This window comes from Eubacteriaceae bacterium ES3 (genome assembly GCA_030586155.1).
Classification (GTDB): domain Bacteria; phylum Bacillota; class Clostridia; order Eubacteriales; family Eubacteriaceae; genus Acetobacterium.
In genome coordinates this window covers 1,271,149-1,291,792 of sequence record CP130741.1, presented here as the reverse complement: position 1 = coordinate 1,291,792, position 20,644 = coordinate 1,271,149, and the positions used below count along the sequence as shown (strand labels likewise).

General features: G+C 35.8%; 21 protein-coding genes. 2 read left to right on the top strand and 19 right to left on the bottom strand.

Going from position 1 to position 20,644, the window contains the following annotated elements:
• The first annotated feature begins 89 nt into the window (after positions 1–89).
• Positions 90–1,517 carry a proton-conducting transporter membrane subunit gene (locus Q5O24_05870; protein WKY49217.1) on the top strand — a complete coding sequence of 476 codons (1,428 nt, stop codon included), beginning with the start codon at positions 90–92 and terminating at the stop codon, positions 1,515–1,517.
• Here Q5O24_05870 and Q5O24_05865 read toward each other — a convergent pair.
• From Q5O24_05865 to Q5O24_05855, 3 genes are all read right to left on the bottom strand, one after another.
• Positions 1,514–1,915 carry a response regulator gene (locus Q5O24_05865; protein WKY48844.1) on the bottom strand — a complete coding sequence of 134 codons (402 nt, stop codon included), beginning with the start codon at positions 1,913–1,915 and terminating at the stop codon, positions 1,514–1,516. The two genes, Q5O24_05870 and Q5O24_05865, sit on opposite strands and share 4 nt — an antisense overlap.
• Complete coding sequence (locus Q5O24_05860; protein WKY48843.1) at positions 1,887–5,003, bottom strand: ATP-binding protein; 3,117 nt, start codon at positions 5,001–5,003, stop codon at positions 1,887–1,889. The genes Q5O24_05865 and Q5O24_05860 overlap by 29 nt, the downstream gene beginning before the upstream one ends.
• Before the next feature lie 215 nt (positions 5,004–5,218).
• The gene (locus Q5O24_05855; protein ID WKY48842.1) at positions 5,219–6,817 is read right to left on the bottom strand and encodes an ABC-F family ATP-binding cassette domain-containing protein; all 1,599 of its coding nucleotides are present in this window, start codon (positions 6,815–6,817) and stop codon (positions 5,219–5,221) included.
• Between the two features lie 215 nt (positions 6,818–7,032).
• Here Q5O24_05855 and Q5O24_05850 point away from each other — a divergent pair, with 215 nt between their 5' ends.
• Entirely contained in the window at positions 7,033–7,353 is a 321-nt protein-coding gene (locus tag Q5O24_05850) for a nucleoside triphosphate pyrophosphohydrolase (GenBank protein WKY48841.1), read from the top strand.
• 75 nt (positions 7,354–7,428) lie between these two features.
• On the opposite strand, the gene Q5O24_05845 is transcribed toward Q5O24_05850, so the two are convergent.
• The 16 genes from Q5O24_05845 to plsX all read right to left on the bottom strand — a co-directional run bounded on the left by Q5O24_05845 (position 7,429) and on the right by plsX (position 20,538).
• Complete coding sequence (locus tag Q5O24_05845; protein ID WKY48840.1) at positions 7,429–7,791, bottom strand: YraN family protein; 363 nt, start codon at positions 7,789–7,791, stop codon at positions 7,429–7,431.
• 10 nt (positions 7,792–7,801) lie between these two features.
• Positions 7,802–8,572, bottom strand: a complete 771-nt coding sequence (locus Q5O24_05840; GenBank protein WKY48839.1) for a ribonuclease HII — start codon at positions 8,570–8,572, stop codon at positions 7,802–7,804.
• A 42-nt stretch (positions 8,573–8,614) separates the two neighbouring features.
• Entirely contained in the window at positions 8,615–9,472 is an 858-nt protein-coding gene (gene ylqF, locus Q5O24_05835; GenBank protein WKY48838.1) for a ribosome biogenesis GTPase YlqF, read from the bottom strand.
• Positions 9,469–9,993, bottom strand: coding sequence for a signal peptidase I (lepB, locus tag Q5O24_05830; protein ID WKY48837.1), 525 nt, complete (start codon positions 9,991–9,993; stop codon positions 9,469–9,471). Before lepB ends, ylqF begins: the two co-directional genes overlap by 4 nt.
• A 55-nt stretch (positions 9,994–10,048) precedes the next feature.
• Complete coding sequence (gene rplS, locus Q5O24_05825) at positions 10,049–10,393, bottom strand: 50S ribosomal protein L19 (protein WKY48836.1); 345 nt, start codon at positions 10,391–10,393, stop codon at positions 10,049–10,051.
• A gap of 94 nt (positions 10,394–10,487) precedes the next feature.
• Positions 10,488–11,183, bottom strand: coding sequence for a tRNA (guanosine(37)-N1)-methyltransferase TrmD (gene trmD, locus Q5O24_05820; GenBank protein ID WKY48835.1), 696 nt, complete (start codon positions 11,181–11,183; stop codon positions 10,488–10,490).
• Positions 11,180–11,689, bottom strand: a complete 510-nt coding sequence (gene rimM, locus Q5O24_05815; protein WKY48834.1) for a ribosome maturation factor RimM — start codon at positions 11,687–11,689, stop codon at positions 11,180–11,182. Before rimM ends, trmD begins: the two co-directional genes overlap by 4 nt.
• Before the next feature lie 60 nt (positions 11,690–11,749).
• On the bottom strand, positions 11,750–11,980 hold the full coding sequence (locus Q5O24_05810) for a KH domain-containing protein (GenBank protein WKY48833.1): 231 nt from the start codon (positions 11,978–11,980) through the stop codon (positions 11,750–11,752).
• Positions 11,981–11,995: 15 nt separating this feature from the next.
• On the bottom strand, positions 11,996–12,241 hold the full coding sequence (gene rpsP, locus Q5O24_05805; GenBank protein ID WKY48832.1) for a 30S ribosomal protein S16: 246 nt from the start codon (positions 12,239–12,241) through the stop codon (positions 11,996–11,998).
• A 53-nt stretch (positions 12,242–12,294) separates the two neighbouring features.
• On the bottom strand, positions 12,295–13,632 hold the full coding sequence (ffh, locus tag Q5O24_05800; GenBank protein ID WKY48831.1) for a signal recognition particle protein: 1,338 nt from the start codon (positions 13,630–13,632) through the stop codon (positions 12,295–12,297).
• 8 nt (positions 13,633–13,640) lie between these two features.
• Positions 13,641–13,997: a putative DNA-binding protein gene (locus tag Q5O24_05795; GenBank protein WKY48830.1), complete on the bottom strand. Its 357-nt coding sequence runs from the start codon at positions 13,995–13,997 to the stop codon at positions 13,641–13,643.
• A gap of 79 nt (positions 13,998–14,076) precedes the next feature.
• On the bottom strand, positions 14,077–14,979 hold the full coding sequence (gene ftsY, locus Q5O24_05790; protein ID WKY48829.1) for a signal recognition particle-docking protein FtsY: 903 nt from the start codon (positions 14,977–14,979) through the stop codon (positions 14,077–14,079).
• Positions 14,980–14,991: 12 nt separating this feature from the next.
• Positions 14,992–18,549 carry a chromosome segregation protein SMC gene (gene smc / locus Q5O24_05785; GenBank protein ID WKY48828.1) on the bottom strand — a complete coding sequence of 1,186 codons (3,558 nt, stop codon included), beginning with the start codon at positions 18,547–18,549 and terminating at the stop codon, positions 14,992–14,994.
• Between the two features lie 33 nt (positions 18,550–18,582).
• Positions 18,583–19,242, bottom strand: a complete 660-nt coding sequence (rnc, locus tag Q5O24_05780; GenBank protein WKY48827.1) for a ribonuclease III — start codon at positions 19,240–19,242, stop codon at positions 18,583–18,585.
• A gap of 74 nt (positions 19,243–19,316) precedes the next feature.
• Positions 19,317–19,541 carry an acyl carrier protein gene (gene acpP, locus Q5O24_05775; GenBank protein ID WKY48826.1) on the bottom strand — a complete coding sequence of 75 codons (225 nt, stop codon included), beginning with the start codon at positions 19,539–19,541 and terminating at the stop codon, positions 19,317–19,319.
• 1 nt (position 19,542) lies between these two features.
• Positions 19,543–20,538 (bottom strand): phosphate acyltransferase PlsX, encoded by a 996-nt coding sequence (gene plsX / locus Q5O24_05770; protein WKY48825.1) that lies wholly within the window; start codon positions 20,536–20,538, stop codon positions 19,543–19,545.
• Positions 20,539–20,644: the final 106 nt, after the last annotated feature.

Below are 20,644 nucleotides of genomic sequence, written 5' to 3'. Positions count from 1 at the left end.
GTCAATTTCTGGCTTCAATTTTTTCACTTGCGCTTTTCCTGACCGTTCATCAAAATGGTAGAATTTTAGAAACTATTGGCAACTGGCAAATGTATATTGGTATTGGACTACAGGCTGATAATCTTTCCAGTCTTTTTGTTTTAGTTACAGGACTGCTTTTTCTGGTCTTTATACTTTTTTCTTTGAAAAGTTCTTACTCCGATAAACTCTTTAATTTCCTTATTCTATCGGTTGAAGGACTGATTAATTGTGTTTTTCTGGCAAGCGATCTTTTTACTATTTTTATCTCCCTTGAAGTAAGCACGATTATTGTCAGTATTCTCATTATGTATAAAAAAGATAAACGTGCTATCTATGACGGCATGATGTATCTTCTTATCAATATTTGTGCAATGTCCTTTTTCTTATTTGGACTTGGTATGCTTTATAAACAAACCGGTTATTTGGATTTGGGAGCTTGCAAAACCCAAATACTATCTATTGACAGAGCCGATATTTTCATTCTTCCCTACGCATTTATGCTTACAGCCATCAGCCTCAAATCTGCCTTAATGCCTTTATTTAGCTGGCTACCAAAAGCCCATGGAACACCCGGGGCACCTGCAGTTGTCTCAGCTTTGTTGTCAGGACTTTTCGTTAAATCCGGAATTTATCTTTTTATCCGTCTTCAAATACTTTTCAACCCCGTAATCCAGCCAGAAAACCTTTTTCTAGTGCTTGGTTTTGCAACTGCCATGCTCGGTATTATTTTCACTTTAAAACAAACTGATATCAAGCTGATCCTGGCTTATTCCACTGTCGCTCAAATTGGTCTGATTATGATAGGTTTAAATTTTTCTAGCGAACAAGCCTTTTATGGCAGTGTTCTTCATATCATTAATCATGCGATTTTTAAAGCTGGTTTATTTCTGGCCTCAGGCCTAATAATTGAAGAATATAAAACTCGTGATATCCGAAAAATTAGCGGTGTTTTATCTAGAATGCCTGGAACGGGAACAGCATTAATTCTTCTGATCCTGGGAATTAGTGGCGCGCCGTTCTTTAACGGAAGTATTTCTAAGTATTTTATTTCTACAGGTGCTGTTTCTCCAATTACTAAATATGGATTGGATATTATAAATTTTGGAACTATCTTTATTTTTGTATTGTTTTCCAAAATTCTACTTGGAAAGCCCACATATACTATGCCCACAAAACAAAATTCCTTGAAAAATAGCCTGGTATTATTCTTAGGAATCATCTGTCTGGCTGGAGGTATATGGGGGCTTGATCTAATCAATTTTCTTTTTCATCAAAACTACATTATTTCAGTAAAATCCTATACAATTAAATCCATAACTTTTATATTTTCAGTTCTGGCAGGAATTATCCTATTAAATGTAATAAAACCCAGATTAAATTCTACAACCTGGGATTTTATTAAAAAATTTGAATTTGATTTGAGCTTTAACGCCGTTTGCCTCTCAATCTTTTTATATTTTTCTGCTCTATTACTCTATCTTTTTCTAACTGTTTAACATGACTCAATAAAACCTATCTTTTCGAGAACTTCTTTGAATTTAACTAAATCAATGGGTTTGTTAGAATAGGCATCGCATCCGTTGTCAAAAGCAGACTGAACAATATCCTGTTCTCCCAAAACTGTTGTCATAATTATTTTTGTCTTATTTTCTTTTATATTGTACTGATTTTCAAGATCACGGATAGTTTTTAACACTTTTATACCATCTACTCTAGGCATCATAATATCCAGGCATATTAAAGAATAAAAATCCTGTTCTTTAATGGAAAGTATGTACGCATCAATAGCTTCTAATCCGTCGACAACCAAATCGCAATCTCCATACGGTTTTAAAAACTTGCTTAAAAATTTACGGCTGACCACATCATCCTCTGCGATTAATATATTCTTCATGCATATTTACTTCCTTATATTCATCTGAACTTAATAATTTCCAACTTTCACAGATTCTTTTAAAAAGCTCCACAACCTCAACCAGCCTTTTTTTTCGAATCACCAATTCCATTTTAAATGTCAAACTTTTCAATTCCTGAGCATCCATTTTTTCAAACATTGCCTTTAACTGATGTGCAATAATTTCAAGGACAATGTAATTTTCTTGTTCAAACAAATTCTCAATCTGGGTTAAACAGGCATTTACTTCTTCGCAATCAGACTTAGTCAAAGATATTTCTTTTGTCGTTAATTCTGAATAGCTATGTCCCCCTTCGTTTAAATTCTCATCATCATTATCCAGATATTGGCTCAAAAGATGAAACAATTGATTCCTTTCTACCGGTTTAGATGCATAATCATTCATACCACTCTTTTTAAAAATGAGTTGATCCCCTTCTAATGCAAATGCGGTCAATGCAATTATTGGCGTTGAAGTGTTTTTTGAAGATTCCTGATCTTTATTCTTATTGCGAATTATTTTAGTTGCTTCGATACCATCCATTATTGGCATCTGAACATCCATCAAAATCAAATCATACTTTCGATGATATGCTTTTTCTATCCCCTCTCTTCCATTACGTGCAGTATCTACTTGTATTCCAAAACTGGAAAGCATTTTTTCTATTACAATCTGATTGACCCGATCATCTTCTACCAGTAAGACCAGGTAATTCTCCAAACTCATTTGCGGATTCTGCTTGAATTTAATTTTGTGTCCAATCTGAGTGCTTTGCAAAGGGATTTTAATATGAAAGCGACTCCCCTGACTGGGAACACTATCAAATCGGATGCTTCCATCCATCATGTCCAACAACTTCTGAGTAATAACCAGTCCCAGTCCAGTACCTCCATACTGACGCGTATATGAACCATCAATCTGGGTAAAACTTTTAAAAAGCAATTCAAAATTCTCCGGCTCAATCCCTATACCTGTATCTTCAACCGTTACATTCAAAATGATTACGCTTTCTCTAGCATATTCTTCATTAACTACAATTGTAACTCCGCCTTTTTCAGTAAATTTTATAGCATTTGAAATCAAATTATTCAAAATCTGCTTAATGCGATTGGGATCGCCATGTAAAGCCGGCTGAGGTAATGAACGATAATGAATCTTCAATTCAAGATTTTTTTCAGTTGCATGTATTTTATGGGTTTTAACTGTAGTTTCCAATAACTCTATCAGGTCAAAATCCTGATTTTCAATCATTAATCTACCAGCTTCAACCTTTGAAAAATCGAGAACATCATTAATAATTCCAATAAGTGAATAAATACATTCTTTTGCTGTCAGCAGGTTGTCCCTTTGCTCTTCCGATAATGATTCCATCATTGTCAAATCGATCATACCCATAATTCCATTCAATGGTGTTCTAATTTCATGACTCATGTTTGCAAGAAACTCGCTTTTAGCACGATTTGCAGTTTCAGACCGCTCCATCGCATGTTTTAATTTTAGCTCAGTTCTTTTCTTGGAATCTATATCCGTCACCAATAAGGCTATATATCCGGGTTCTGGACTGTAAATCGAATATTCTATCCATCGATTCAAACCCTCTAAGTAATATTCTATAAGGTTGCGTTCTTGACCAGTAGTCAGGGTATTATTAAAAAAGTGAAGTGCTTTGCATTTATCGGACTCAGACAAAAAACTCATTTCTGTCAACCGCTTTCCAATCATCTGATTCTTTTTTACATCAAATATTTCTTCTGACGCAAAATTTAATTCTCTAATTTCGGCATCCAGTAATATGTTATGCTCATCATAGATACCTTTAAAATAGCAAAAACTGCTGACTAACGAGTCAAAGAGCAACTGATACTTTCGACGACTGTTTAAAAGATTACGCTCTGCAACTCTTGTATCATTTACATCAAGAAATAACCCTACAATACCGCAGTAACAATTCCGCTCGTCATAGTAGGGATGACCCACTCCGATAAAATACCTCTCATCTCCCTTATGAGATAGTTTTAAATTTATCTTGAAAGGTGCTTCATTAATAATCGAATTAAAAAGTTTATTTCTGAACTTGTGATAATCTTCTTTATTCATACGCTCTTTTAAACTGGAAATGAAGGAACCCTCATCAATCGGAAAAACAGACTTAAAAGTCAGGTTTATAAAATCACACTGAAATTGTCTATCTAAGCGGTAAACCATAACTGGTAGAGAATCCAGCAGTCTTAGACTTTCAGCACGAGCACTTTTTAAATCCTCCTGATACTTAATTCGTTTGGTAATATCTTCAATCGTAACAATATAATCTATATCATATTTAAATTCTAGTCTGGTAAGATTTAAACTCAAGATTATTGTAGAAATAAGTCCATTTCTTCTGATATCCATTTCAACACGTTGGTTTTCAATAATTTCTTTTTCGTTGATTATCTCTGTGAAAGCCTTTCTTGCATTACAATTTGTGCAATTAGCTGATGCGCCACACCCCTCTGCTTCACTATTAACACAAGCAATCACATCACCAAATTTACTTCCCTTTTCAGGTTTCTTAGATAAATTGAATATTTTAAGAAAGGACTGATTGACATCAATTATTTCACACTTTTTATCAATGCTTATCATTCCATTAGGTAGAATATCAAATATTTTTAAAAGTTTTAGCCGCTCACGATCAACTTCTTTTTTCTTGACCACGATTTGAGTGATTTCACGAAAAACAATTATATATCCGTAGAATTCACCTTCATCTGATTGAAGAAATGAACTGCGAGCCGAAACATAATGTTTTCCCCCATTTTTATCCAAAAAATAGGCACCTCTGGGCAAGCTAAAATTTTTTTCAAAATTCTTTTCCGGAAAAAGAATTACTGGCTTATCCAGCTCATTAAAAATTTGTATTTCATCAAAAATCAGTCGCTTATTTAACACGTCATATGATTTTCCTAAAATATTAACAGCCTCATTATTAACAAAATCAATTAAACCGTCTCTATTCGCTGTTAGAATTGCATCACCTGCGCTTTTTAGGGCAGAAATCAGCCAGTCCCGGTTTTTATCGCCAAGCTGCCTCACTGTATTTTTCATCGCTTACCTCTAATCACTATGCATCTTATATTAAATGACTACTAACAACCTACAATTTCTCAATAATAGATTTACAAGTCTCGCCTGCGATTTATAAGTTCACTACACTTTATGGACATATTTTCAATAAATAAACAAAACCACTACTGATTCATAAATTTTTATCTGTAGTGGTTAATATATTACTAATTTTCAATTAATTATATTGTGCATTTCTACAACAAATTTTCCTTTTTAAAAGCTATAAATTCGTCATAAGTTGACAATCTATCGGTAATTCCTTCTTCATTGAGCTCAATAATTCTATTTGCCACTGTCTGCATAAACTGGTGATCGTGACTGGCAAAAAGAATAATTCCCTTAAAATCAATTAATCCATTATTAACCGCCGTGATCGATTCAAGATCAAGGTGATTAGTAGGCTGATCCAATACTAGAACATTTGACCCGTACATCATCATTCTTGACAACATACACCGAACTTTCTCACCACCAGATAAAACCTGTACTTCTTTATAAATATCATCTCCAGAAAAAAGCATTCTGCCTAAAAATCCTCGTATATAGGTTTCTGTTATTTCTTCGGTGTATTGCTGCAACCACTGACAAATATTTAAGCTGCATCCATTGAAATATGACGAGTTATCTTTAGGGAAATATGATTGACTCGTACTAACCCCCCACTTGAATTGACCTTCATCTGGTTCGATTTCTTCCATCAGTATTTTAAATAAGGTAGTCATTGCCAGTTCATTATCTCCAACAAATGCGATTTTATCACCTTTATTTACCCTAAAACTAACATTATTGAGGACTTTAACCCCATCGATTGTTTTTGACAGACCTTCAACTGAAAGAATTTCTTTTCCTGGTTCCCGATCGATATTAAATCCAACCCAGGGATATTTTCTTGAAGAAGCCGGCATTTCTTCTACACTCAGTTTATCAATCAATTTCTTTCGTGATGTCGCCTGTTTTGATTTAGACTTATTGGCTGAAAAACGAGCAATAAAATTTTGCAGTTCTTTTATCTTATCTTCGTTTTTCTTGTTTTGATCTTTAATCATTCTTTGGACTAATTGGCTGGATTCATACCAGAAATCATAGTTACCCACATAGACTTTTATTTTAGCAAAATCGATATCAACAATATGCGTACATACATCATTTAAAAAATATCGGTCATGTGAAACAACGATCACAGTACCTTCATAATCCATTAAAAATTCTTCCAGCCAATCAACCGCCTGGATGTCTAAATGATTTGTCGGTTCATCGAGTAACAGGATTTCAGGCTTTCCAAATAAAGCTTGGGCTAATAATACTTTTACTTTTTCATTCCCGTTTAATCCGCCCATCTGCAAATCTAGAATTTCTTTATCAAGCCCTAATCCCTGAAGCATTCTTGAGGCATCAGATTCGGCTTCCCATCCACCCATATCTGCAAATTCACCTTCTAGTTCACCGGCTTTTATACCATCTTCATCAGAAAAATCCTCTTTCATATAAATAGCATCTTTTTCTTTCATTACCTGATATAAACGGGCATTACCCATAATAATTGTATCAAGTACAGTATAATCGTCGAATGCATAATGGTCCTGTTTCAGGACAGACATTCTTAGGTGATCTGGATAACTGACACTTCCGGTACTTGGCTCCAGTTCGCCTGACAGAATTTTTAAAAATGTTGATTTTCCGGCACCATTTGCACCAATTACACCATAACAATTTCCAGGTGTGAACTTTATATTGACATTTGAAAATAAGTTTGTTCCACTAAAATTAAGACTTAAATCAGATACTGTGATCATTAACTTCCTCCATAGATTGTAAACATAAAAGAAAGGCCTTTAACAGTTTATCTGTAAAGAACCTTACCTTCATATAGATTATAGCTTAAATAAAGCAAAAAATCCAGACATTAACAAGTAAAATTTATTATAGAGCATTTATTGCTTTATTCTTTTAAGTTTTTTTTATGTTTAATTTTCTAAAATTAGGGCATATATAACACGAGGTGATGAATATGAAAGTTGAATACAATAAGCTTGTTCGGGATAAAATCCCACAAATTATTAAAGAAAGCGGTCGTACCTGTGAATATAAGGTATTGGGAGATTCTGAAATCAAAGATGCTCTAAAGGAAAAACTCATTGAAAAGGCACAAATTTTTTCGAATAAGCCATCTGAAGATGAATTGTCAGATATTTATGAGCTCTTGCATGCCATTGTTGAAACTTACGATTATGAACCGCTTCATATTGACTACTTAAAACTGCAAAATAAAGAAAACAAAGGAACTTATTCTAATCGCGTTTATCTTATCTCAGTTGATGACGGACAATAATTTTTCCTATCGACCAGCTTTTCATGGCGCTTATGACGATGATGTTAAATGTCAGCCATGAATTTTGCTGGTTTTTTAGTATGTAAAGGCATTCTCAAAATGATTAATAATCTGTTCACTATTTTCAAAATATATCTCAATTACATCAAATCGAAAACCGAACATATCTAAACTCTTTTCTTTTATATACCATAGCGCTGTTTTTAAAATTTTTTTCTGTTTATTTCTGGTTACCGCTTCTCGGGGATATCCAAAATCAAGATTATCTCTATATTTTACTTCAATAAAGATAATTGTCTCATTATCTAGAGCAATCAAATCTATTTCTCCGGTCTTTTTCAAATAGTTACTTTCTAAGATTTGATAGCCCTTATTTATCAAGTACTGCGCTGCCAGAGCTTCTCCCTGATTACCCTTTTTCCGGTTGTATGTCTTCAACTGATTCTCCTTAAACAATATTCTTGACAAATGATTCTCGATGAATTGGGGTTAGTCCATATTTTCTGATTGCCTCAATATGTTGAGCAGTTCCATATCCCATATTTTTATCAAAACCATACTCAGGATACTTTTCATGATATTCTTCCATCAATTTATCTCTGAAAACTTTAGCAACAATACTTGCACAAGCGATTACATAAACAGAGGAATCCCCTTTAATAATTCCTTTTTGAGGAATATCAGTGTCTAGTGTTACTGCATCTATCAGAAGTAATTCCGGTTTTTTGCTTAAATTGCCTACTGCCAGTAACATTGCCGTCTTAGTGGCGTTCAAAATATTAACTGTATCTATCACTTCTGGATCGGCAATCCCAATGCCAAAATCCAAACACTCATCCATAATAATCTTATTTAATTCCTCCCGCCTTTTTTTTGACAAACATTTGGAATCATTGACATTCATAATCCTTGATTCTGCGGGCATTATAATCGCACATGTAACTACCGGACCGGCCAGTGGCCCTCTGCCAACTTCATCAATTCCAGCTATACTTGTTACTCCCTGAGCGTTTAACTTTGTTTCAAGTTCTTTTAATTTATCGATTCGATTGAGTTCAATCTCGAGCCTTTCCTTTTGCTTTGATAGACTCAGCCCTAGCTTATTTACCGAAACTCTAGAATCAGCACTTAGAGCATTGATTACTCTTTCATATTCTTCAACGGGTATATTTTTTATTAATTCTTTTATTTCGCCTACTTTGTAACTTTTAAAATCCATAAACGTCTCCTTATATCGGGGTATTAAAAAAGCGAAGAAACGTTATGCATCTTCGCTGTTTTCTTCAGGTAACTCTAAAGTAATTCTGCCAATTTTTCCATTTTTGAAATCATTAAGAATCTGATTACAGGTACGTTCATAATCAAAGTCTCCACCCTTCAGTAAGAATCCCCGACTTTTAGCAATCCCATCAAAAACTTCATATAGTGGCCCCTGGTTTAAAGAAACTTTATAAAGAGACTCAATCTGAGCGGGGTAATACATTACAAGATATTGGAGAAGATCAGCAGCTAGATTCTGCTTTTCAAAAATTGTATCCTTAATCGATCCCAACCAGGCTAGATGAATTCCAACCATTTGATCTTCAAATTTTGGCCAAAGAATTCCAGGTGTATCCAATAAAAGAATATCCTCTTCAGTCTTTAACCATTGTTGACCTTTTGTTACACCCGGTTTATTTCCTATCTGCGTTTTTCTTTTTCCAATCAGACTGTTAATAACAGTTGATTTTCCAACATTGGGGATCCCGCAAATTAGACATTTAACTACTGGCTTATTTTTGGAATTTAACGCATGTATTTTTTTTAAAAGAAGGTTCTTCTGATTCCGGTCAAAAGCATCGTAAAGCATAACCGAATCGGCCATTTTTTTATCTAAAAAATAAGCTTGCCATTTTTCGCTTACATCCGGATCAGCAAGGTCCGCCTTATTAAGCAGCAATAAGTGTTTTTTATGCGCTGTATATTGATTAATGTCAGGATTTTTACTGGACAGTGGAAGGCGAGCATCCACAACTTCCACCACTACATCAATAAGCTTTAGCTTTTCTCTAATTTCCCGATTGGCCTTTGCCATATGGCCAGGATACCACTGGATAATATCATTATTCTTAATTGTCATTCGACAAACCCAATCTTATTAAAAGGCCATAGCCTAAAAAATACTTTCCCATCAATGTCATCCTCATCCACAAAACCCAGAGACTGATAACGGCTATCAGAACTATTTGCACGGTTATCTCCCATAACAAAATACTTGCCTTCTGGAACCGTCACTTCTGAAAAATCTTCATAGGGGTCAGTATTGATGTAATCCTCCTCAAGTGGTTCTCCATTTAGATAGACAACCATATCTTTAATTGCAATTGTGTCTCCACCTTTAGCAATCACTCTTTTAACATATTCGATACTATCCGTATAGCTTAGAATCACAATATCTTCATAATCAGGTTCGCCAATCAGATAACCGATTTTATTGACGATCAGGCGATCCCCTTCTTCTAGTGTCGGAAACATAGAAGAACCCTGAACCATAACAAAATCGAATAAAAACATTTTAATAATAAATGCCAGAATTATCGCAATTAGTGCTGACTGCACCCATTCTCTGATTTCCATTTTACTGTTTTTTTCTTCGCTCATTTATATCACCTCTAAAAGAACTTTAGCCAAAAAAAGAGGCCTGATAGCCTCTGAATTACGCTCTTTTTTCTTTAACTTTAGCCGCTTTACCAACACGATCGCGCAGATAATTAAGTTTAGCTCTTCTTACCTTACCGCGTCGAACAACATCGACTTTTTCAATTTTAGGTGAGTGCATCAGGAAAGTTCTTTCAACACCAACACCATAAGAAATTTTTCTGACAGTAAAAGTCTGGCTAATTCCGCCATTTTGTTTCTTTAAAACTACACCTTCAAAAATCTGAATTCGTTCAGTTTTACCTTCTACGATTTTCACATGAACTTTAACTGTATCCCCTACATTAAACTGGGGAGCCTGCTCCTTCATGTTTTCCTGTTCAATTTTCTTAATGATATCCATTTATTTCTCCTTAAATCGATTTTCGATGTTCTTATACTCTTGTACATTGGACCATCACTTTTTAACATACTAATAAATTATACCTTCTAGTTCTTTATTTAGCAAGCTTTTTTTTATATTTTTGATAGAGATCCGGTCTGACCTTTTTAGTTTTTTCTATAGCTTTACCTAACCGCCACTTTTTAATCTCAGCATGATGTCCAGATAACAGAATCTCAGGTACATCAAGCCCCTCAAACTGCCTCGGCTTTGTATATTGGGGATATTCCAGCAGACCCGATTCAAATGATTCTTCTTCAAGACTATCAGCATTCCCCAAAAAGTCCTTTAGGTGTCTGGAAACAGCATCAGCAATCGTTATTGCCGGAAGTTCTCCACCTGTCAAAACATAATCACCCAAAGAGAATTGCAAATCCACATACTGATCGACAACTCTTTGATCAATCCCTTCGTAGTGTCCACAAATAAAAATAAGTGCCTGATTATCAGCCAGTTCCTGACTGTCCTTCTGCTGAAAAGGCTTCCCTCCTGGAGTAGGATAAATAACTGGAATTCTTTCATATGCTTCAATACTCTTTAACGCTGCGGCAATTGGCGGTGCAGCCATCACCATTCCTGCTCCCCCGCCATAAGGTGTATCGTCAACTTTTAAATGTTTATTACCGGAAAAATCACGAATATTAATTACTTCAATTTCAACAATCCCTTTTTCAATAGCCTTCTTCATCATACCTGATGAAAAATATGTTTCAAAAATTTCAGGAAAAAGCGTTAAAAAATAGTATTTCATATTTCCAGAATTTCCTTTGGTATATTTGCTTCGATCCGATTGTTTGCAAAATCAAAATTCACGAAATATATCTTCCTTGCCGGAACACAGTATTCCCGTTTGTTTCCTTTGATCATATAAACATCGACTCCTCCGGTCTGCAAAATATCTGTAAGTTTCCCCAGAAATTCCTGTTCATTGAATACTTCCATCCCCTTGAGATCTTCGACAAAATATTCGTCTTCGTTTAACTCTACAGCCTGATCACGATTAATCATAATTTCCATTCCAATCAGTAGTTCCGCTGCATTCCTATTTGTCACCCCATTGAGATTCAACAATACGGAGTTTTTGTGAAGACGACACGAATCTATCACAAATTCTTTTCTAGACTTCTGATTTAAAAGAGTGACCTTTTTAAGCGCATAAAAACGTTCATGGTCATCAGTTAGCGGCAGTACCTTCACTTCCCCTTTTATCCCATGAACACCTGAAACACGGCCAATTACCATGGTATCTTTACTCATTTTCCTACTCCTCTAAAACTTACATAAAAAAAAGAGCTGTTTGCACAGCCCATGTCTTACTTACTGAATAATTTCCAGCATGACACGTTTATCTTCTTTAGTGGCGGCGGCTTTAATGACGGTTCGAATTGCTTTGGCAATGCGCCCCTGTTTTCCTATCACCTTACCCATGTCATCATTTGCGACTTTTAGTTCTAAAGTAATCGACTGTTCACCTTCTACTTCCGTCACAGATACTTCCTCGGGATGATCAACCAGAGACTTTGCAATAATTTCTACAAGTTCTTTCATCATAACCTCCTGTTCCTACTCGATAACGCTTTCTTGTTTCAGTAAATATTTTACAGTATCTGTTGGTTTAGCACCATTTGCCAACCATGATTTCGCCTTTTCAGCATCAACTTTTACAATATTTGGTTCAACACATGGATTGTAGTAACCAATTTCCTCGATGAATTTTCCATCACGAGGTGCTCGTGAATCAGCGACAACGATTCTATAAAAAGGTTTTTTCTTTTTACCCATTCTCTTTAATCTGATTTTTACTGCCATTTTATTTCCCCCTTTCTATAACTTTATCTGATGACATAAGTCCTCGATAACTTTTACATAAATGGTAATTTGAACCGTCCCTTTTTGGAAACATTTGGATTTGACATCTGTTTCATCAACTTGCGTGACTGTTCAAAACCCTTTAAAAGACGATTGACGTCCGAGACACTAGTCCCACTGCCTGAAGCGATTCGCTTGCGTCGACTCGCATTAATAATACCAGGTTTACGTCGTTCTTCTTTAGTCATGGACAGAATAATCGCTTCTGTCTGCTTGGTACTGGCTCCGGATAAATCCAGGCCTTTTAGCGCTTTTTTATTGGCGCCCGGCATCATTTCAAGTAAAGAGTTTAATGATCCCATTTCTTCTATCTGATGAATCTGATCCAGAAAATCATTCAGATCAAATTCCTGATTCTTAATTTTTTCTTCAAGTTGTTTGGCTTTTTCCTCATCAATCATGTTCTGTGCTTTATCGATGAACGATAAAACATCGCCCATTCCCAAAATACGAGAAGCCATCCGATCAGGATAAAAAAGTTCTATATCTGTTAATTTTTCCCCGGTTCCAATATATTTTACAGGTTTCTCAACTGTATAGGTTATGGAAAGTGCTGCACCACCTCGGGTATCTCCGTCCAGTTTGGTTAGAATTACACCGCTTATATCTAACAGCCGGTTAAATTCGTTAGCTACATTGACCGATTCCTGACCAGTCATCCCGTCAACCGTTAATAAAATCTCAGTCGGCTTGACTGCTTCTTTAATTTCGACCAATTCGTTCATTAATAGTTCATCTATTTGTAACCGACCAGCCGTATCAAAGATCACCAGGTCATAAAAACCATCTTCGGCTTTTTTAAGCCCATTTCTGGCTATCGATACCGCATCTTTATTATCATGCTCAGAGTAAACATCAATCTTTAATTCTTCACCCAGTATTTCCAGCTGCCTTATCGCAGCAGGTCTGTAAACATCACAGGCCACTAATAATGGCTTGAATTTTTTCTCTTTTCTTAAGAGATTTGCAAGCTTACCGGCTGTTGTAGTTTTACCAGCACCCTGAAGACCAACCATCATAAAAATATTGCGTCTTCCGTCAACAAAATCCATTCTCTCGATTTCGCCACCCAAAAGCACTGTCATTTCATCTTTAACTATTTTTATGAACTGCTGACCTGGCGTTAAACTATTTAAAACTTCAGCACCAACAGCTCGTTCGCTGATGTTTTTGGTAAATTGTTTAACAACCTTAAAGTTAACATCTGCCTCAAGCAGAGCCATCTTAATTTCACGATTTATTTCCTTAATATCTTTCTCACTCAGTTTGCCCTTTTTTTTCATTTGTGAAAAAATATTTTGGAATTTTTCGCTTAATCCTTCAAATATCATGATTCCCTCTAGCTTTCTTCGTTAATTCTGTTTAACTGATCGATCATTCTCAAAAATTGATCCTGATGATCCGAAAACTTTTCCAGTCCTGTCAATTCTCTGATTTCTGCCTGAATTTCATTAATTATCTTCTGACTCTTTAAAAACCGTCTAACCAAGCCTAATTTTTTCTCATAGGTTTCCATCATGGATTTTGTTCGCTTAATAACGTCAAATATCCCTTGTCGAGTCACAGACATAACTTCTGCAATTTCTGCCAGACTAAAATCTTCATAATAGTAATATTCAAGAATCTGCTTTTGCTTGTCAGTCAGGAGTTCTCCATAAAAATCAAATAGGTATTGTTCTTCAACTTTTTTTTCCATCTTTACCCGCAAACTGTCGTAAAGGAAATCTACTTGACGACTTTGTTATTATAATGTGCCTGACATAAAATGTCAAGTATTATTCAAAAAGCATATCCACAAATTTTTTAGCATCAAAGTCAATCAGGTCATCTGATTTTTCACCGATGCCTACATATTCGATAGGAATCTGCATTTCATCAATCAAAGAAATCGCAATCCCCCCTTTAGCAGTTCCATCTAATTTTGTCAAAACTATACCACTGACGTCGACAGCATCTTTAAATACTTTTGCCTGATTAAGAGCATTCTGGCCCGTTGTTGCATCAAGAACCATCAAATTATGGATTTTAAAGCCTTCCCCTTCGCGCTTGACCACGCGACTGATTTTTTGAAGCTCATTCATCAAATTGACCTTATTATGAAGTCTACCTGCGGTATCACAAATTAATATATCAGCATTTCTCGCTCTGGCAGCTCCAATAGCATCAAATACAACTGCACTTGGATCCGCACCCGTTGTGCTTTTAATCAGGTCTACACCAATTCTTTTAGACCATTCATCAATCTGCTCCACCGCTGCCGCTCGAAAGGTGTCTCCAGCAGCTATCACAACCTTTTTCCCTTCACTTTTATAGCGGCTGGCCAGCTTTGCTATTGTCGTAGTTTTCCCTACACCGTTAACTCCTACAACCAGCATAATTCTCGGAAACTCAGGTTCTTCTGTCGGTACATCCACCATTTCTATCAGAATTTCTTTTAAGAATTCCATTACTTCTTCTTTACTTTTTGAATGAGTCTCTTTAATCTTATCCCTTAGCTGTTCTGATATTTTCATCGATGATTCAGCACCCAGATCTGATAAAATAAGAGTTTCTTCCAGCTCATCAAAAAAATCATCATCGAAGCTTCCCATGTACAAAACATTTTCAATTTTTTCTTTAAAATCGTCCTTTGTTTTAACCAGACGATTGCGCATTTTTTCAAATAAACTTAGTTCCATTATAACCTCCATTTAGATATAATCAGTTAACCGAACTGAAACGAGTTGTGATACTCCTTCTTTAGACATGGATACCCCATATAAATCATCGCAGACTTCCAGTGTTTTTCGTCGATGAGTAATCGTAATAAACTGATTATCATTTGACAAAGTTTTTAGATAATTAATATATCGAAATATATTATGGTCATCAAGCGCTGCATCAATCTCATCGATGACACAAAACGGCGATGGATTAATTTCCAAAAATGAAAACAACAAGGCAATTGCAACCATAGATTTTTCTCCACCAGATAAAAGTGAAATATGACGAAGTCTTTTTCCTGGGGGCTGAGCGACCAGTTCAATCCCTCCTTCTAAAACACCCGAGGGGTCTGTAAACTCCAGGTAAGCACGTCCCCCTTCAAAAAGAATATTGAATATTTTTGAAAAACTATCCTGGAGCTTGATGAAATTAATCTTAAACTGTTCTGTCATGGCTTCATAAAGATCACTGATAATATCAAGTAATTCCTTTTTGCCCAATTCTAAATCTTCTATCTGCTGCTTCAGATAGCTATATCTTGATAGGATTTCTTCATATTCTTTTACCGCATCAAGATTTATATTACCCATTGCGTTTATCTGTTTTCCAATAGCTCGCTGTCGCTCCTCTGAAATTTCATATTTCTCGAAGTCTTCACTGTTTTGAAGTGCAATTACTGCATCTTCGACCATAATTAAATTCATCTCGTAATTATTCTGAATCACTTCCTCAAGATGTGCCAGTTTTATTTCAAATCCGTTCAGAGATGTTTTTAGCTGATTCTTTTTTTCATTGTTTACAATCAGCTGATGGTTACTTTCTTTAATCTTTTCCTGGATTGTAGCCAGTTGTTCATTATTCGTGCGGTATAACTCTTCATTTGCAGTAAGCGCTACCGTCAGTTTTTCAATCTCGGTGTGACCTACTTTTTCTTGCTGTAAAAGGCTTTCAATCTTTTCCGAAAGCATCTGCTGATGACTATTTAAATCATAAATTTCTTTCGATACTTGGGTGATTCTTAAATTTGTTTGCTCAAGCTGTTGAGATAATATCCTTTTTTCATTCAAATCAGAGTTTATCTCTCCCTGCTTCTCAGTTTCTTTCATTTGCAGTCCATATAATTCTGACTTTTTCTCTTCGATTCTTCCTCTTAAAGTATTTAACTGCTCATCCGAAACCGGTTTTCTGGAGATCTCTTTTGCCTGCTCATATCTTTCTTCAATTGCCGAAAGTTCTTCAAGAAGTTCAATCCGCTTTACTTCAATTGCAATCTCATTTTTTTTCAGGTCTATTATACCTGCATCTCTTTCAGAAATCAGTGCTTTGAAATTCTCGACAACCTGATTTTTTTCCCAAGACGCTTGTTTTAACTCTTTTATCCTAGTTTCAATATCAGTAATCTGCGAAGTATACGCTTCTAACTGCTGCTTTAACTGACCTTCCAATTTTATACATTTTGTCAAGCGCTCCTGATTCTTACCCATATCCTTTTCAAGATTCTCAATTTCAATCTTTTTCGAGAGCGGCGATTGTTTAGACTCCTTATTTTGCCCGCCAACAATTGCTCCGCCTGGATAAAATATTTCACCTTCCAGTGTAACAACAGTAAAACGTCCATTAAACTTTTTTGAAACACTTTTACCATCTTCGAAATTACTGACAACCACAGTTCGACCTAAAAGACTCTCAATACAAAGACCAAATTTTTCATCAGTCTCAACCAGATCCGATGCAAATCCTTCTACACCTGAATGCCTCAAAATCTCATATTTCGTATTCTGATCAATCGCCGAAACCCGCAAATTATCAAGGGGTAAAAAAGTAGCTCTGCCAAGACGCTGTCTCTTCAATAAATCTATACATTCTCGGGCAGCCGAAACAGTAGAAACAACAATGTTCTGGCTTTTAGCCCCTAAACTGACTTCAATAGCCTGTAAATATTTTTGTTCAGTTCTGAGCAGTTCCCCAACCGGTCCAAAAACAGCTTCACTTAACGATCCCAGTAATTTATCAGAAGTCATCAGTTTTCTGATAGCGGGAAAATAATCCTGATAGTTCTTCTGGATATTTTTTAGATACTCAACTTTTGAACCATCAACTTTTAAATGGTTTGTTAAAACCTGAATTGTATCGGCGCACTTTTTATACCGGGATTGCTCATCAGTTTTTCTTTTTATTATTTCATTCAATTCCTCGGCCTGGCAATTTATCTGTTCAGACACCTCTTCTGTCTCTGCTCTAGTTTTCTCCAGCGCCCCGTTGAAATTGTCTAATTCGTCCTGATACTTAGATGCAGTTTCATGAATAAACTTAACTTGTGCTGATAGATCCTGTAGTTGAGTTCTTAATCTGATTCGATACTCTACTAACTCTTCTTCTGTTTTTTGTGTTGCTTGAAGATGTTCCTGCTGCATGAAAACATTTTTCTTTTCTGATACTTCCTCCTCAAGAAGCTCTTTTAATAGCATATCCAATACTTTTTTCTGTGCAGAGAGCTCCTTTAGGGTATTGGTACCATCTTCTAATTCTGCCGCTTTCTCGTCAATCCGAGAAGAAATACTCAATACTTCCTTTTCCAATAAATCCTTTTCATGCTTTAAACGATCTGCATTTTGCTTACTAGCTTCCAGTTGGCTGCTTGACTGAATGATTTCTCGGGCAATACGCTCTTTTCCACCCTCAAGCTTACTCATTTCGTCCCTGTCCTGCTCGAGATTTTTAAAAAGTTCGCGATTTTCGACTGTCCGCTCCTGATAAACCTGATCGATTCTTTCAATTTCAGCTTCATTTTCAAGACAACTTTGATTCTGTTTGTCATATTGGTTCTGAACCACTTTTAATTCTTCACTAATCTGGTTGATTTGATGATTAAAAATCACCAGATCCTGAATTTTTAATTCAGCCTTCAGTGCTTTATATATTTGAGCTTTCTCAGACTGTTTTTTTAACGGAACTAACTGTTTTTCGATCTCCTGGAATATGTCCATTAGACGGTCTATATGTGTTTGAGTCTGATCGAGCTTTTTTTCAGCTTCATTCTTTTTTGTTTTATATGAAACAATTCCAACTGCTTCTTCAAATATACTACGAAGTTCTCCTGGAGTACTTGTAATAATACTTTCAATTCCACCCTGACTGATCAACGAATATCCATTCTTTCCCAGTCCGGTATCCATGAAAATAAGATGAATATCTTTGAGTTTACAATGCTTTTTATTAATCGCGTATTCACTTTCTCCACTCCTGAAAAGTTTCCGGGAAACGGCAACTTCCTGAGGATAGCCAGTTATGGCTTCATCAGTATTGTCCAATACTAAAACCACCTCTGCATAACCAGATGGTGGTTTCTTTTCCGTCCCTGAAAAAATGACATCTTCCATTTTTTTTCCGCGTAGAGATTTGATGCTTTGTTCACCCAGCACCCACCTGATCGCATCGGTAATATTACTTTTTCCACTTCCATTCGGCCCTACAATTGCCGAAATCCCTTTTGAAAACTCCAGTGAAACCGGATCTGCGAATGATTTAAATCCTGAAATTTTCAATTTTTTTAAGAACAAATCCACACCTCATTAGAATTACTTGCGAATAACCTTAAGATAATTTTTTGCCGCATCCTGTTCGCCTTCTTTTTTGCTTTTACCCATTCCATTGCTGACACAATCTCCATTCAAAAACAAATCAATAAAAAATGTTTTATTATGTTCTGGTCCTTCTGATTTACTCAGCGTATAAACAATGACATTGTCATTATTCTTTTGTACAAATTCCTGTAGCTCAGTTTTATAATCTTTTACCAATGAACCTTTTAATGCCAGCTTTATGTTATTATCCAGAATTTTTAAAACAACTTCTCTGGTCTGTTCAAAACCACTATCAAGAAAAACTGCTCCAATTAATGCTTCAAATGCATTGGCCAGATTCGATTTTCTACGCCTTCCACCGGTCACAATTTCGCCTTTTCCCAACAACATATGTTCCCCGATCTCCAGCTGTATCGCCGCCTTAGAAAGGGACTCGGCACATACAATATTGGAACGGATTTTCGTCATCTTACCCTCCGATAATTTGTGAGTAGAATATAAATACTCACTGATAATCAGTTCCAGCACTGCATCCCCCAAGAATTCAAGCCGTTCATTATTTGTTGTGTTGCCAGAATGAGAGCTATGCGTTAAAGCAATTTTTAGAAGTTCTCTTTTTTTGAAACAATATCCGATTTTATCTTCAATAGTCACAATTTTCTCCCCCTTAATCAAAAAACGTCGCCGTGAGAAACACCTTCGTGTCATCTTATCCGACGACGTTGCCATTATCCGATTGCATTAAGAATGTCTTCAATTGTTTGAATATCTTCAAGATGCTCTTCTTCGATTTTCGTCCCAAATTCTTCTTCAAATGCCATAATTAATTCTACAACATCTAAAGAATCGGCTTCTAAATCCTCTACTAAAGACGTTTCCATTGTTAAGTCTTCAGTTTCCACACCCAGTTGCTCAGAAATAATCGCTGTCACTTTTAAAAACTTCTCGTCCATTTCACACCTCCACTTCGCTGGAATTTTCCGAAATTTTGTGAAGTATATCATTTTCCAAAAAGGATATACTTTGTTTAATCGCATTTTTAATCGCATAGGCATTACTACTCCCATGCGCTTTAATGATACCACCCTTTACACCCAGAAAAGGCGCTCCACCATACTCTGTATAATCGAATTGCTTTTTAAATGTTTTTAAGTTGTTCTTTATCAGTAATCCACCAATTTTTCCGGATGTATTACTCATTACTGCTTTTTTTACACCATCTAGAAGAAAAGAAGCAATACCTTCAGTAAGCTTCAGAACTATATTTCCAGTGAAACCGTCACAAACCAAAATATCAGCTTGAGATTCCAGAATATCGCGGGCTTCAATATTCCCGATAAAATTGAGCTCTGAGGCATCCAGTAATTCATAGGCAGATTTCACCAGTGTGTTTCCTTTTTTAGCTTCTGTTCCAATGTTAACAAGACCAACTGACGGATTCTTTTTCCCTAATACATTTTCGAAATAAATCGTTCCCAGTTGTGCAAATTGAAGCAGGTACTCAGGCTTACAGTCTGCATTTGCACCTGTATCTATTAATAAAGAAACACCATTTTCTTTTGGCAGCATGGAAGCCAACGCCGGTCTCTTAATTCCTTTGATACGGCCAAGCTTTAAAAGGCCTCCAGATAAAAGAGCTCCTGTGCTTCCTGCTGAAATAAGAACCGATTGGTCACGCTTTTTCATCTCTTCCAAAGCAACTACTAATGAAGAATCAGTTTTTTTGCGAATTGCCATTGCTGGCTCCTCAGTATTTTCGATCACAGTTTCAGCATGAATAATTTCAATTTTATCAGTCGGGTAATCATACTTTTGTAATTCATTTCGGATAATCTCCTGATTTCCGACCAGCGTTAAACTGACATTATATTCTTTGATTGCATCAATTGAACCTTTTATTATTTCTCCTGGGGCATGATCGCCACCCATCGCATCTAAAAATATATTCAATATAACACCTTCCTTGTTCGAACTATCTTAAATAACATTTTAAAAAACATATTAAGTATACTGGAAATTCATATCCTTATTCTAGAAATTATTCCAATATAGAGAA